The sequence below is a fragment of the Conexibacter arvalis genome, assembly GCF_014199525.1.
Lineage (GTDB): Bacteria > Actinomycetota > Thermoleophilia > Solirubrobacterales > Solirubrobacteraceae > Conexibacter > Conexibacter arvalis.
Genome location: NZ_JACHNU010000001.1, coordinates 617,201 through 630,128 on the forward strand (window position 1 = coordinate 617,201; position 12,928 = coordinate 630,128).

Annotated in this window: 13 protein-coding genes and 1 pseudogene; 2 read left to right on the top strand and 12 right to left on the bottom strand. The window is 72.4% G+C overall.

What is annotated here, in order from left to right; translation table 11 throughout:
* Positions 1-90: 90 nt before the first annotated feature.
* A pseudogene (locus BDZ31_RS25785) lies at positions 91-228 on the top strand (type II toxin-antitoxin system Phd/YefM family antitoxin); the annotation flags it as partial.
* Positions 229-556: 328 nt separating this feature from the next.
* On the opposite strand, the gene BDZ31_RS02895 reads toward BDZ31_RS25785, so the two are convergent.
* The 12 genes from BDZ31_RS02895 to BDZ31_RS02950 form a co-directional block, all read right to left on the bottom strand.
* Positions 557-2,035: a FliI/YscN family ATPase gene (locus BDZ31_RS02895; protein ID WP_183338800.1), complete on the bottom strand. Its 1,479-nt coding sequence runs from the start codon at positions 2,033-2,035 to the stop codon at positions 557-559.
* A 115-nt stretch (positions 2,036-2,150) separates the two neighbouring features.
* Positions 2,151-2,774: a FliH/SctL family protein gene (locus tag BDZ31_RS02900; protein ID WP_183338802.1), complete on the bottom strand. Its 624-nt coding sequence runs from the start codon at positions 2,772-2,774 to the stop codon at positions 2,151-2,153.
* Positions 2,767-3,846: a flagellar motor switch protein FliG gene (fliG, locus tag BDZ31_RS02905; protein WP_221242793.1), complete on the bottom strand. Its 1,080-nt coding sequence runs from the start codon at positions 3,844-3,846 to the stop codon at positions 2,767-2,769. The genes BDZ31_RS02900 and fliG overlap by 8 nt, the downstream gene beginning before the upstream one ends.
* 6 nt (positions 3,847-3,852) lie before the next feature.
* Positions 3,853-5,373 (bottom strand): flagellar basal-body MS-ring/collar protein FliF, encoded by a 1,521-nt coding sequence (gene fliF / locus BDZ31_RS02910; protein WP_183338804.1) that lies wholly within the window; start codon positions 5,371-5,373, stop codon positions 3,853-3,855.
* A 9-nt stretch (positions 5,374-5,382) separates the two neighbouring features.
* Positions 5,383-5,724 carry a flagellar hook-basal body complex protein FliE gene (fliE, locus tag BDZ31_RS02915; protein WP_183338806.1) on the bottom strand — a complete coding sequence of 114 codons (342 nt, stop codon included), beginning with the start codon at positions 5,722-5,724 and terminating at the stop codon, positions 5,383-5,385.
* Positions 5,721-6,167, bottom strand: a complete 447-nt coding sequence (gene flgC, locus BDZ31_RS02920) for a flagellar basal body rod protein FlgC (protein WP_183338808.1) — start codon at positions 6,165-6,167, stop codon at positions 5,721-5,723. The genes fliE and flgC overlap by 4 nt, the downstream gene beginning before the upstream one ends.
* Positions 6,167-6,520, bottom strand: coding sequence for a flagellar basal body rod protein FlgB (flgB, locus tag BDZ31_RS02925; RefSeq protein WP_183338810.1), 354 nt, complete (start codon positions 6,518-6,520; stop codon positions 6,167-6,169). The genes flgC and flgB overlap by 1 nt, the downstream gene beginning before the upstream one ends.
* 160 nt (positions 6,521-6,680) lie before the next feature.
* The gene (gene fliT, locus BDZ31_RS02930; RefSeq protein WP_183338812.1) at positions 6,681-7,013 is read right to left on the bottom strand and encodes a flagellar protein FliT; all 333 of its coding nucleotides are present in this window, start codon (positions 7,011-7,013) and stop codon (positions 6,681-6,683) included.
* Positions 7,010-7,399, bottom strand: a complete 390-nt coding sequence (fliS, locus tag BDZ31_RS02935) for a flagellar export chaperone FliS (protein WP_183338814.1) — start codon at positions 7,397-7,399, stop codon at positions 7,010-7,012. Before fliS ends, fliT begins: the two co-directional genes overlap by 4 nt.
* Before the next feature lie 96 nt (positions 7,400-7,495).
* A complete protein-coding gene (gene fliD / locus BDZ31_RS02940; RefSeq protein WP_183338815.1) occupies positions 7,496-8,902 on the bottom strand; it encodes a flagellar filament capping protein FliD in 1,407 nt (468 codons plus the stop codon).
* Positions 8,902-9,240: a flagellar protein FlaG gene (locus BDZ31_RS02945; RefSeq protein WP_183338816.1), complete on the bottom strand. Its 339-nt coding sequence runs from the start codon at positions 9,238-9,240 to the stop codon at positions 8,902-8,904. The genes fliD and BDZ31_RS02945 overlap by 1 nt, the downstream gene beginning before the upstream one ends.
* Before the next feature lie 121 nt (positions 9,241-9,361).
* A complete protein-coding gene (locus tag BDZ31_RS02950) occupies positions 9,362-11,800 on the bottom strand; it encodes a tetratricopeptide repeat-containing glycosyltransferase family 2 protein (RefSeq protein ID WP_183338817.1) in 2,439 nt (812 codons plus the stop codon).
* A gap of 292 nt (positions 11,801-12,092) precedes the next feature.
* On the opposite strand from BDZ31_RS02950, the gene BDZ31_RS02955 reads away from it, so the two are divergent.
* Positions 12,093-12,905: a sigma-70 family RNA polymerase sigma factor gene (locus BDZ31_RS02955; RefSeq protein WP_183338818.1), complete on the top strand. Its 813-nt coding sequence runs from the start codon at positions 12,093-12,095 to the stop codon at positions 12,903-12,905.
* The last annotated feature ends 23 nt before the right edge of the window (positions 12,906-12,928 follow it).

Consider the following 12,928-nt stretch of genomic DNA (forward strand, 5'->3'; position numbering starts at 1 on the left):
CACACGTGCATTCCATCTCGGCAGGCTGGGCCCATGACCGCCCTCGCACCCCCAACCCAGCCGGCCGATGTAGCGCCTACGCTCCTTCACATGACGCGACAAAGAGGACCGCTCAGACAGGAGGTCGGCGTGCGCGAACTTCACGACCAGCTCAGCCGCTACGTTCAGCACGTCGCAGACGGCGCCGAGGTCACCGTGACGATGCGCGGCACCCCGGTCGCCCGACTCGTCCCGGTCGACCCGCCGACCCGCTCGCAGAGCTGCGCGCCCGCGGCCTCGTCCGCGAGCCGACGACGACGCGACGGTCGCTGCCGAGACGGATCAGAGCGCGCGGCTCCATCTCCGAGCTTGTGGAGGAGCAGCGCTGAACGCCTACTTCGACACCTCCGCGCTCGTCAAGCTCCTGTTCGAGGAGGAGGGCTCGGACGTCGGCAGCGCGGGCGACCGGCTCGTCGTCGTCACCTGGGACCGACGGCTGGCCGACGCGGCCGTCGCCTGCGGCTGCGCGGTCGTGCCGCGCTGACGGCGGCGGCCGGCTCGGACGCGGTCGGTGCCCTCAGGCGAGGTTGGGCATCGCCGGTATCGCCGGGTTGCCGCCGCCCTGGGGCGGGGCCGCGGCGGGCGGCGGGGGCGCGGCGGGGGCCGCGGCCGGCTCGGGGCCGACGCCGGTGTGCTCGCCGACGCGGGCGGCGATGTCGAGCAGCAGCTGGTCGGCCTCGGCCGCCGTCGTCAGCTCCTCGACGCCCTGGCGCAGGAAGCGGTCGATCTGCGGTCGCAGCGCGATCGCGGCGTCGACGGTCGGATCGGTGCCGGACTGGTAGGCGCCGATCGCGATCAGATCTTCCTTCTCCTTGTAGGCCGCCATCAGCTGGCGGACGGCCTGGCCGGCGGCGCGCACCTCGGGCGAGACGACCTCGCCGACGAGGCGCGAGACCGACTGCAGCACGTCGATCGCCGGGTAGTGCGAGGCGTGCGCCAGCTCGCGCGTCAGCACGATGTGGCCGTCGAGGATCGAGCGGACCGCGTCGGCGATCGGCTCGTTCATGTCGTCGCCGTCGACGAGCACGGTGTAGAGGCCGGTGATCGAGCCGACCCTGGCGGTGCCGGAGCGCTCCAGCAGGCGCGGCAGCTGGGCGAAGACGCTCGGCGTGTAGCCGCGCGTCGCCGGCGGCTCGCCGATCGCCAGGCCGACCTCGCGCTGCGCCATCGCGAAGCGCGTGACCGAGTCCATCATCAGCATCACGTTCCTGCCCTGGTCGCGGAAGTGCTCCGCGATCGCGGTCGCCGTGAACGCGGCCTTGATGCGCACGAGCGCCGGCTGGTCGGAGGTCGCGACGATCACGACCGAGTGGGCGAGCGCGTCGCCGAGGTCGCGCTCGACGAACTCCTTCACCTCGCGGCCGCGCTCGCCGACCAGCGCGATCACGTTGACGTCGGCCGTCGTCGAGCGGGCGATCATGCCCAGCAGCGACGACTTGCCGACGCCGGAGCCGGCGAAGATGCCGAGCCGCTGCCCGCGCCCGCAGGGGACGAGCGCGTCGAGCGCGCGCACGCCGAGGTCGACGCGCTGCTGGATCCGCGGCCGCTCGAGCGGGTCGGGCGGCGAGGCGATCGTCGAGCGGGGCCTGCCGCCGGTCGCGCGCGGCATCCCGTCGATCGGCTTGCCGAGCCCGTCGATCACGCGCCCGAGCAGGTCCTCGCCGACGCGGATGCGGAAGGGGGTGCCGGTCGCGCGCGCGGTCGTCGCCGGCCCGATGCCGTGCATCTCGCCGAGCGGCATCAGCAGCGTGCGGGCGCCGCGGAAGCCGACGACCTCGGCCGGCACCGGCGGATGGCCGCGGTCGCCGTTGACCATGCAGATCTCGCCGACCTCGGCCTGCAGCCCGGTCGCCTCGACGACCAGCCCGATCAGGTCGCTGACGCGGCCGTGGCGGCGCGCCAGATCGCTCGCCCGCAGCACGTTGCCGACATGTCTGAGCGTGTCGCCGATCTCGGAGACGACGACGGCGTCGGGCGCCTGCTCCTCCGGGGTCACGCGAGCGCTCCTTCGTGCCACCTCGCCGGAAGAGCGAGCCGCCAGATCGCGGAAGGACGAGCCCCAAGGCGAGTTCTTCCAATGGAATGCAAGGCCTCCGGCCGCGGCATTCCACTCATTCCCCCAACTCCAGCTCCACCAGCTCGCGCGCGCGCATCAGCTGGGTCGCGACGGTCGCGTCGATCTGGCCCTCCTCGGTGCGCACGAGCGCGCCGCCGGGCGCGATCCGCCGCTCCGCCTGGACCTCGCAGTGCTCGATACCGCCGAGCCCGGTCACGAACGAGTCGGTCGCTTCGCGCACCGTCTCGAGGTCGTCGGGGTTGACGAGGATCGTCACGCGGCGCCGCTCGGCGAGGCGGCGCAGCGCGCCGCGCACGACGTCGACGATCCGCTCCGACTCGACCGCGAGCGCGCCGGCGACGATCTTCTCGGCCAGCTGCAGCGCCAGCTCGATCGCGTCGCGCTCGACCTTCGCGGCGGTCTCCTCGCGCACCTGCTCGACGCCGGCGACGGCCGCCTGCAGCGCGGCGACGGCGGCATCCAGCCCCGGCTGCGCCGCGGCGAGCGCGGCGGCCTGGCCGGCCGCGAAGCCCTCGGCGCGCGCCTGCTCGCGGATCTGCTCGGCCTCGGCGCGCGCGGCCTCCAGCGGATCCTCGACCTCTCTCAGCGCGACCGGTCTCGGCGGCTCGAGCTGCTCGAAGGCGTAGAGCGTGACCGGGTCCGCGGCGGCGTCAGACAATGGTGTCGCTCCCGCCGCGGCCGATCACGAGCGCGCCCGCGTCCTCGAGCCGGCGCACGATCGCGACGATCCGGCCCTGGGCCTCCTCGACGACGCGCTTGCGCTGCGGCGGCTGGTACTCCATCTCCTCGCGCAGCAGCGTCGCGCCGCGCTCGGACATGTTGCCAAGGATCCGCTCTCTGACCTCGTCGTCGACGCCGCGGAGCGCCAGCGCCAGGTCTCTCTGGTCGGCCTCGCGCAGCACGAGCTGGATCGAGCGGTCGTCGAGCTTGGCGATGTCCTCGAAGACGAACAGCAGCCGCCGCACCTCCTCGCCGAGCTCGGCGTCGCGCTCGGTGAGCGTGTCGAGCACGTTGCGCTCGGTCGGGCGGTCGGTGTAGTTGAGGATCTCGGCGAGCGACTTGACGCCGCCGGAGGAGCTGTACTCCTGCTGGACGACCGAGGCGAGCTTCTGCCGCATCACGCCCTCGATCTCCTTGACGACGTCCGGCGGCGTCTCGCTCATGCGCGCGATCCGCAGCGCGATGTCGGCCTGCTCCTCCTCGGGCAGGTGGGCGAGCACCTGCGCGGCGAGCGTCGTGTGGAGGTTGGCGATCACGAGCGCGATCGTCTGCGGCGCCTCGGCGCGCAGGAAGGTGACGATGTGCTCGGGCGGCGTGCGGCGCAGGAACTCGAACGGCCGCATCTCGATCACGGTCGAGAGCCGGCCGATGATCTCGGCGGCGCGCTCGGGCCCGAGCGCCCGCTCCAGCACCTCGCGCGCGTAGTCGACGCCGCCGGCGGCGAGCGAGTCGTAGGCCTGGACGGTCGCGACCAGCTCCTCGAAGACGAAGCCGACCGCCTCGTGGTCGATCTGCGTGAGCTTCGCCATCTCCAGCGAGAGGGTCTCGATCTCCTCGTCGCGCAGGTGCTTGAAGATCTCGGCGGCCTTCTCGGGCCCGAGCGCGACCAGCAGCACGGCCGCCTTGTGCCGGCCTCTCAGCCGCACCGGCGTTCTCTGCGGCAGGCGACGCGGCGCCGGCATCACGCCGGTCGGATCCTCGGCGCCTGCGGCTGGGAGTTGGATCGCCATGCTGCGCTAGTCCTCCTGCATCCACGCGCGGACGTGCTGCGCGACGCGCTCGGGGTCGCGCTCGACCAGTTCCTCGACCTGCATCCGCGCCGGGTTCTCGGGCGATCTGAGCGGCAGCACTCTCGTCGGCGCGACCGGCTCCTCGAACCGCTCCAGCTCGGCGAGCGTGCGCGGCGACTCGATCTCGCGCAGCCACGTCGGCTCGCCGGCGAGCGCCTCCTGCTCGCGCTTGCGCAGCTGGCGCGTGACGAGCGCGAGGAAGGCGAGCGCGGCGAGGCCGATCAGGGCGTATCTGGCGTACTCCCAGATGTCGTCGACCGGCGAGGCGGCCGGCGCTCTCGGCGGCTGGACGAAGGCGAGCTGGGAGACGGTCAGGACGTCGCCGCGCTCCTCGTCGATGCCGGCGGCGCTCATCACCGCGTCTCTGATGCCGGGGATCATCGTGGCCGGGATCGAGTCGTCGATCAGCACCGCGACCTGCTGTCTTCTGATCGAGCCGGGCGCGATTCTCGTGCGCGTGACGGTCTTGTTGACGGCGAGCGCCTCGTCCTCGGTCTCGCGTCTGTAGTCGGAGTCGCCGCCGCCCTGCTGGGCGTACGTCGGCGGGTTGTTGCCGGCCGTCCCGGCCGGGCCGCCGGCGCCGCCGGCTCTGCCGACGAGCGTCTCTCTCTCCGTTCTCGTCGCGGTCGGCGTCCCCGCTCTGCCGTAGACCAGTCTGTCCTGGGTCGCCTCGTTGGCGTCGAGGTCGGCGTTGACCTGGACCTGGACGTTCTCGGCGCCGATCGTGCGCGCCAGCATCGCGGTGATCGCGGAGGCCGCCTGCTGGTTGTAGCGCGCCTCGGCCGCCTGCTTGGCGAGCAGGCCGGAGGAGCCGCCCCCGCCGCTGGTCGCGGTCGGCCACAGCATCGTGCCGCTGCTGTCGGTGATCGTGACCTTGTCCGATCTCAGCCCGGAGACGCTGTTGGCGACCAGCTGCGCGATGCCGCGCACCTGCCCCTCGTCGAGCGCCGTTCCGCTCAGCAGCACCGCCGCCGTCGCGGGGTTGACGTTCTCGGCGAACAGCTGCGCCTCTCTGTCGGGCAGCACGAGCTGGACCTGGGCGCTGGAGACGCCGTCGATCTGCTCGATCGTCCGGGCGATCTCGCCTTCCTTGGCGCGCTGGTAGTTGACCTGCTGCTGGAAGTTGGAGGTGCCGAGCTTCTGTCTGTCGAGGATCTCGTAGCCCTCCTGCGTGCTGGCGGGCACGCCCGACTCGGCGAGCGCGATCCGCGCCTGCGCGGTCTCGCCTCTCTGGACCGCGACGGCGGTGCCGTTGTTCTGCAGCTCGAAGGGGATGCCTCTCGCCGACAGCGCCTCGGTGACCTTGCCGGTCTGCTTCGGGTCCAGGCCGGTGAGCAACGTCGTGTAGCTCGGCGCCGTGGCGATCCGGAAGAGCGCGAAGAAGACGACGACGACGGCGAGCGCCCCGACGGCGAGGACGATCTTGCCGCGGGTCGAGAGGTTTGCGAGCAGAGCGCGAGCGGGCATCGATCAGGGTCAGATCTGGGTGCGGAAGATCTCGGCGAGGGCCTCGGAGCCTCTCGTCCGGATCTGCCCCGCGAACTGCATCGCGAGCTGCGCCTTCTCGACGGCCACGACGGCGGAGACCAGATCGGTCGCCGTGCCGTTCGCGAGCGCCTGCCCTGCTTCGGCGGCATTCGTCTGCAGCTCGGAGAGCTTGCCGACCTCATTCGCAAGCATCTCGCCGAATCCTTCGCCGCTCGCCGGAACGGCGTCGACGGCGGGCGTGCCGGTCTCGACGGGCGGCAGCTGCGGGATGCCCTCGACCTGCCACTCGGCGGCGCCGGGGACCATCGAGGGATCGATCGCCTCGATCATCTGAGCAGCTCGAGCGTCTTGGTGAACATCTGCTTGGACGACTGCATCGCGGTCACGTTCGCCTCGTAGGAGCGGGAGGAGCTGATCAGGTCGACCATCTCGGTCACCGGGTTGACGTTCGGCATCTCGACGTAGCCCTGCGGGTTGGCGTCGGGATGGCCGGGGTCGTAGACGAGCTTCGTCGTCGGGTCCTGGACGATCGCGCCGACCTGCACGCCTCTGGCGCCCTCGACCGGGCGCACGCCGCCGATCGCGCCGGTGAGCATCGTCGAGAAGCTGGAGCCGCCGGCCTGCTGGAGGACGACCTCCTTGCGCTGGTAGGCGCCGCCGCCGGCCGCCCGCGTCGTCTGCGCGTTGGCGAGGTTCTCGGCGGTGACGTCCATCCGCAGGCGCTCGGCCGTGAGGCCGGAGCCGGCGATGTCGATCGCGTTGAAGAGGCCCATCAGCGGACGCCGATCGCGGTCTGCATGATGTGGACGCGCGCGGTCATCACCTGCACGAGCGACTGGTACTCGAGCGCGTTCTTCGCCAGCGAGGCGGCCTCCTGGTCGGCGTCGAGGCCGGAGCCGTCGGCGCGGACCGTGCGGGCCGGATCGGTCGTCGGGCGGAACGAGACGGTCGTCGGATCGGCGCCCGACGCCTGCGCCGCCCGCAGCGCGCTGTGGAAGTCGAGATCCTGCCGCTGGTAGCCCGGCGTGTTGATGTTCGCGAGGTTGTTCGTCAGCAGCTCCTGGCGCATCGAGGCGCCGCGGAGGGCGGTCTCGAGCGCAAGCTGCGTGCTGTCGAAGAGGCTCATGCGGGTCGCGGGTCCTTTCGGCCGTCCATGGAATCTCGGCGAGGTTGGGCGGGCCTGCTCATGGAGGTCCCTGCTTCTTCATGCCAGAACATCGGCCGCGCGAGAAGGTTCTTGAGCGGTGACATCCGGCCTGTCTGCTTGGCGACGGATCGGGCCGCTCTCAGCCGGCCCAGTCGAGGCCGCCCGAGGCGACGCCGGTCGTGCCGTAGCCGCGCGCGACGCGGCGGCCGAGCTCGACGTCGCCGATCGAGCGGCGCACCTCGGCGGCGCGCCGCCCCAGCTCGGCGGTCGTCTGCTCCTGCAGCGCCATCGCGCGCGCGAGCGCCGGCCGCGCGCCGGCCGGCGGCTCGGCCGGCAGCGCCTCCACGAGCGCGTCGCGCTCTCTCAGCAGCGCGTCGAGCTCCTCCAGCGTCGGCAGCTGCTCGCCGCGCACGAGGACCAGCTCGCGCTCGGCGAGCGCGGCGAGCGCCTCGTAGGGCTCGAGCTCGCTCATGCCGGAGCGGCGGCCGCGCCGCCGAGCTGGTCCCAGGCCTCGCGCAGCTCTCTCAGCAGGCCTCTGACCTGCTCGAGCTTCTCGGGGTCCTGTCTGATGCGGCCCTCGGCGATCAGGCGCTGGCAGAAGATGTAGATCGACTCCAGCCGCTGCGCGATCTCGCCCTGGCTCATGTCGAGCGTCGCGAGCAGGTGGTCGATGATCGCCTCCGCGCGACGAAGGCGGTCGTGCGAGGTCTGGATGTCGCCGCCGGCCATCGTGACCGCGGCCTGGTGGAGGAAGCGGCAGGCGCCGTCGTAGAGCATGACGACGAGCCGCTCCGGCGGCGCGGTCAGGACCGCGCTCTCACGATAGGCCTGCGGCGACGCCGCGAGATTGATGCTCATTGGCCTTCCGGGGATCGAGGGATGAAACCAACCGTCGTCCAGAGTGATCGGATCGGCGGCCGGGAGTTTGAGCCGGCCGCCGTCCTCTGACCGCGATCAGGCGCCGAGCGACGCCAGCTGGCCCGACAGCCACTGGCTCTGCTGCTGGCTCTTGGCCAGCGCGACCTCGAGCGCCGTGAACATCGCCTGCAGGCTTCTCTCGCGCACCGACAGGCGCGCGTCCATCTGCGTCATCTGCGCCTTGAGGTGCTTCAGCTCCTCGTCGGCGCCGTCGATGCGCGTGTGGAGCACGCCGTCGGCCCGGACGGCGGTGTCGATCGCCGCCTCGAAGCCGCGCGCCCAGCCGCCGACGTTGTCGACGCCGGCGAGCAGGTCGCGGACGCCGTTGGGATCGTTGGTCAGCGCCGTCGTCAGCTTCTCGACGTCGAGCGTCAGTCTGCCGGCGAGCGCGTCTCTGGAGGTCGAGGAGGAGGCGGCGCCGGTCGAGATGCCGAGGTCGGCGAGGCTGTTCATCTCCTCGGGCAGCCCGCTGAGCGGCGTGTAGATCAGCTGGCGCATCTCGGTCAGCAGGCTCGACAGCTGGCGGTCGCCGAAGAGCACGCCGGCCTTGAGCTGCGCCGCGGTCCGTCTGTCGGGGACGCCGTTCTTGATGTCCTGCTGGGTCCGCTCGTCGGGCACCGACTTCTCGTCGAGCTTCGAGCGGATCGCGTCGAGCGCGCCGTTGTAGGCGTCGACGAACGCCTGCAGCTTTCTCTGGATCGCCTCGGTGTTGGCGCCGGGGGCGCCGACCGAGACGGTGACCGGGCCCGACGCCGAGGTGATCCCTCTGAGCGTCAGCGTGACGCCGGCGATCGCGTCTCTGACGACGTTCTCGCTCGATCTGCGGAGCTCGCCGTCGACGGTGAAGATCGCGTCTCTGCCGGCGCGCGCCTTCGTCTCGTCCTCGACCAGCGAGCCGTTCGGGCCGACGTCGATGAAGCTGTCGACCGCGCCGGTTCTGCGGCTGGAGAAGACGATCGTCCCGTCGTCGATCGCGGCCGCGTAGACGGTCGCGTCTCTGTCGGTGTTGAAGGCGGTCGCGAACTCCTGCGCCGTCATCCCGGCGGTCACTCTCGTCGCGTGGCCGTCGATGACGATCTCGCCGTCCGCGGTCGGGCTCGTGAAGGCGAAGGTGCGCTGCGCGGCGTTCGCCAGCTGCGAGACCTCGATCTGGTAGCCGCCGACGCCGGCGCCCGAGGTGCTCGTCGCCGCGACCTTCGTCGGGTCGCTCGACTCGACCGCCTGCGTCTGTGCCCACAGCGCGACCGAGCGCAGGTCGGCCGCGGCCGTCTGGACCGCTCTCAGCTTCGTCTGGAAGTCTCTGAGCAGCTGCTGGCGGGCCTCGATCAGCGTCTGCTTGGTGTCGAGCAGCATCCGCGGACGCTTCTCGATCGCCATCATCTGGGCGAGGATGTCCGCGGTGGGGAGACCGGACGCGAGGCCCGAGACGCTCCAGGTCGACATCAGTCGAGTCCTCCTGTCGTGGCGACGTCGAGCAGCTTGCTCGGCGGGATTCTGCGAAGCAGGTTTCCGTCGAGGTCGCGGACCTCGATCGTGAGCCGTCCGGAGTCGGCGTCCTGCGAGAAGCGCAGCTCGCGCCCCTGGGCGCGCAGCTGCTGGTAGGCGCGGGAGGCGGCGTCCATCGCGTCGAGGACCTCGCGCGGCGGGCTGTCGGGGATCGTGTCGCCCGAGATGTCGGCGCGCACGACCGGCACGGGCTGCAGCGGGCGCGGCGCCGGCGAGGGCGTCCGATGCGCGGGGCTGTAGCTGGTCGGTCCGACTGGCGCGACGTCCAGGTTCATGGGCGGGTCCTCCGGGCGTCCACCCCCCGGTGGGACGCCGTCTCCGTTGCGGTCTCCCATCGTGGTCGGCGGGCCGCAGGCGAACTTGAGGCCCGCTCGACGGACGATCGAGCGCCGTCGCTCAGGCCGCCAGCGGCTCGAGTCGCTGCAGCAGCCGCGCCGCACGCGCATCCTCCGGATCGAGCGCATGCGCCTCGCGCGCGAAGTCGAGCGCCTCTTCGGTCATCCCCTGCGCGGCCGCGGCCTGCGCGATCCCCACGAGCGCGCGCACGTCGCGCGGGTCTTCGCTGCAGACGGCCATCCACTCCTCCGCGGCCGAGGCGAGGAAGCCGCGGCGGAGGTACATGTCGGCGAGCAGCTCGCGGCGCTCGCGCGGCGGCAGCGGCGTGCGCTCGACGAGCGCGACGAGCTGCCCGAAGGCGTCGACCTCCTCGACGCGCAGCAGCGCCTCGAGCGTGACCGCCAGCAGCGGCAGCGCCGCCGCCGGCAGCTGCGCCACCGGCGGCTCGCCGCCGTCGGCGAGCGCCAGCCACGACTGGAACAGCTCGCGGTCGCCGGGCGCGAGCGAGGCGGTCGCCGCCAGCACCTCGGCGGCCCGCTCGAGCTCGCCGCCGACGATCCGCGCGAACAGCTCGCTGCGGCGCGCGGCGCCGGCGTGGGGCTCGGCGTCGTCGAGCGCGGCGGCGGTCTCGGCCGCCTCCGCGTAGCGCCGCTGCGTCAGCAGCGCCTCCGCGAGCGCGACCCGCGCCGCGCCGTTGGCCGGCTGGCGCTCCAGCAGGACGCGGTACTGCGCCTCGGCCGCCGCGGCCTCGCCCTGCTCGTACAGCGCGGTCGCGAGCATGTAGCGGACGGTCGGGCCGAGGTCGCCGACGTGGTGCTCGACGCGCGCGACGACGGCCGCCGGGTCGAGGCCGTCGGCGAGCATCGCGCTCGCGAACGGCAGCACGATCCCGAAGAACTCGGGATGGGCCGACAGGCAGGGGTCGAGCAGCGCGACGGCGGCGGCGTGGTCGCCCTGCCGGCGGCGGATCTCGGCGAGCGCGATCGTCGGCAGGTAGGTGCCCATGCCGACCGTCGCGGTGTAGCGGCCGGGCGCGTCGCCCATCTCGATGCAGCGCTCGAACCGCGCGACGGCGGCGTCGAGGCGCCCGAGCTCCTGCTCGCAGCAGGCCTGCTCGTAGACGAGGTCGGTGAAGCCGGGGAAGAGCTCCAGCCCCTCGGCGGCGCGCGCGATCGCGTCCTCGTGGCGGCGGCAGACGCGCAGCGCGCGCACGAGGCGGCTGACGAGCGCCGGCATGTAGCCCTGCGTCGTCTCGCCGCCTTCGGCGCGCGCCATCCGCCACGCCGCCTCGAACTCGGCCAGCGCGCGCTCGGCCTCGCCGGCGGCGGCGTACTCGGAGCCGAGGTTGAAGAGCAGGAAGGTCGAGTCGCCCTGCTCCTCGCGCTGGCGCAGCAGCAGCTCGACGTTGCGGCGCGACTTCTCCTTCGCGTCGCGGACGGCGCCGAGGTAGCCGTAGTGCTCGACGCGGATGTCGGTCGAGCGGATCCGCTCCGGCAGGTGACGCGGGAGCGTGTCGAGGATCTGCTCGTGCAGGCGCCCGGTGAAGCGGTACTGCGGCCGCGCGCGGAAGACGCGCAGCGCGTTGTGGACGGTGGCGCTGCCCTCGCCCAGCTCGCCGGTGTAGTTGGTCTCCGACAGGAAGAACGCCTCGCGCCAGGTCTGGCCGAGCAGCGACCGCAGCTGCGGGCCGTCCTCGACGACGAGCACCTCGTCGGCGTCGAGGTACATCAGCCAGTCGCCGGTCGCGGCGTCGAACGAGACGTTGCGCGCGTCGGCGAAGGAGCCGGTCCACTCGTGGTGCAGCACGCGCGCGCCGAACGACTCGGCGATCTCGACGGTGCGGTCGGTCGAGCCGGTGTCGACGATCACGAGCTCGTCGGCGAACTCGGCGACGGCCGCCAGGCAGCGCGGCAGCATCTCCTCCTCGTCTCTGACGATCATGCAGAGCGAGAGCGTCAGCCCCTCGGCCGGCCGCGCCCGCTCGGCGACCCGCTCGGCGCGGCGGCCGAGGCCGGCGACGGCGACCGCGAGCGCCTTCGGCACCGCGTTGGCGGGCGGCGCGCCGGCGCGGCGGCGGCGGGCGAGCTCGGCGAGGTTGCGCCCGACCTCGGGCAGCTCGGGATCGAGCCGCCGCGCGGCGGTGAACAGCGCGTGGGCGGCCGGCAGGCCCCACAGCTCGTAGAAGAGGACGCCCGCGTAGTTGAGCAGCACCGGCTCGCGCGGCTCCTCCTCGAGCACCGCGACCAGCTCGTGCGCGACGGCGGCGTAGAGCGCGGCGACGCGCGAGCGCTGCTCGAGCTGGGCGTGGCGCAGGCCCGCCTCGACGAGCGCCTTGCGACGGGCGTAGCGCTCGTGCACGTCGTCGAGCGCGGCCGCCTCGGCGAACAGCGCGCGGAAGCCGTCGAGGTCGCCGCGCGCGAGCAGCGCCGCGGCGGCGGCCGCCGGGTCGATCGGCGTCGATGCGGAAGACGGTGTGGAGCCGGTGAGGCGGAGCGCCATGGGGAGGGACCTCCAACGGGAGCGGACAACCGCAGTCATCGGCCGCAGGCGCCGACTCCTGAGCGAGCTGGTCGGATCGACCCTCGGAAAGGCCCGTAAACCCTGGGTTTTCACGCTTCCGGGACGAGCCCTTCCCAAACGGGGTTATGTCCCCGACTCCCCCTCCCTGGACGGATGTTGGGTGCCGGGTACCCCAATCGGGCTATCCAGGCCGCGCCGTCGCAGTCCGATACCTGCCGCGCACCCCCAACCCCACAGGTAGTCCCTCGAACCCCCAGGAAGGCACCGGAGCATGAAGCTCGACACGAGGCGTCACACCCGCATCTCCGCAGAAGATGCGCTGACGCTGTGGCGGCAGTACAAGGAGAGCGGGGATCGCGCCGTGCGCGACCGCCTCGTCCTCACATTCGCCCCGATGGTGAAGTACATCGTCTACAAGAAGGTGCGCGAGATCCCGGCCCGCTGCGAGGTCGAGGACTTCATCTCATGCGGCCTCGAGGCGCTGATCCACTCGATCGAGCGCTACGACCCCGCCAAGGGTGCGACGCTGGAGCAGTTCGCCTGGACCCGGATCCACGGCGCCGTGCTCGACGAGCTGCGCCGCCAGGACTGGGCCCCGCGCTCGCTGCGCCGTTGGGAGCGCGACATCAACCAGGCCCGGGAGCACTTCATCGGCGTCCACGGTCGGCGGCCCTCGCGCGAGGAGCTGGCCGGGGCGATCGGCACGACGCCCGCCGAGCTGCGTGCCCGCGAGGACGAGATCGTCGCCTCCGACGTGACGTCGCTGAACACGCTCGTGCTGAGCGACGACGAGACCGCGATCGAGCGGATCGACACGCTCGTGAGCGAGGACCGCTTCGCCGACCCCGAGCACCACACCGCCCGCGACCAGGCGAAGATGCGCTTCCGCGAAGCGTTCGAGCGGCTCCCCCGCCGCGAGCGCGAGGTCGCCGTCCTGCTGTACGTCAAGAACCTGACCCTGCGCGAGATCGGCGCGATCCTCGGCGTCTCCGAGAGCCGCGTCTGCCAGATCCACGGGCAGCTCAAGCGGATGCTCAAGGAGGAGCTGTCCGCCGACTCCGTCCTCTTCAGCGAGGTCGCCTGACCGTCGCGGCGGCGGAGGACCGC

Excerpts from the sequence above, each read along its gene's own strand:
- fliG (WP_221242793.1), bottom strand. The coding sequence starts at position 3,846 with ATGGCGATCCAACTCCCAGCCGCAGGCGCCGAGGATCCGACCGGCGTG.
- fliF (WP_183338804.1), bottom strand. The coding sequence starts at position 5,373 with ATGCCCGCTCGCGCTCTGCTCGCAAACCTCTCGACCCGCGGCAAGATC.
- fliE (WP_183338806.1), bottom strand. The coding sequence starts at position 5,724 with ATGATCGAGGCGATCGATCCCTCGATGGTCCCCGGCGCCGCCGAGTGG.
- flgC (WP_183338808.1), bottom strand. The coding sequence starts at position 6,167 with ATGGGCCTCTTCAACGCGATCGACATCGCCGGCTCCGGCCTCACGGCC.
- flgB (WP_183338810.1), bottom strand. The coding sequence starts at position 6,520 with ATGAGCCTCTTCGACAGCACGCAGCTTGCGCTCGAGACCGCCCTCCGC.
- fliT (WP_183338812.1), bottom strand. The coding sequence starts at position 7,013 with ATGAGCGAGCTCGAGCCCTACGAGGCGCTCGCCGCGCTCGCCGAGCGC.
- fliS (WP_183338814.1), bottom strand. The coding sequence starts at position 7,399 with ATGAGCATCAATCTCGCGGCGTCGCCGCAGGCCTATCGTGAGAGCGCG.
- fliD (WP_183338815.1), bottom strand. The coding sequence starts at position 8,902 with ATGTCGACCTGGAGCGTCTCGGGCCTCGCGTCCGGTCTCCCCACCGCG.
- BDZ31_RS02945 (WP_183338816.1), bottom strand. The coding sequence starts at position 9,240 with ATGAACCTGGACGTCGCGCCAGTCGGACCGACCAGCTACAGCCCCGCG.
- BDZ31_RS02950 (WP_183338817.1), bottom strand. The coding sequence starts at position 11,800 with ATGGCGCTCCGCCTCACCGGCTCCACACCGTCTTCCGCATCGACGCCG.
- BDZ31_RS02955 (WP_183338818.1), top strand. The coding sequence starts at position 12,093 with ATGAAGCTCGACACGAGGCGTCACACCCGCATCTCCGCAGAAGATGCG.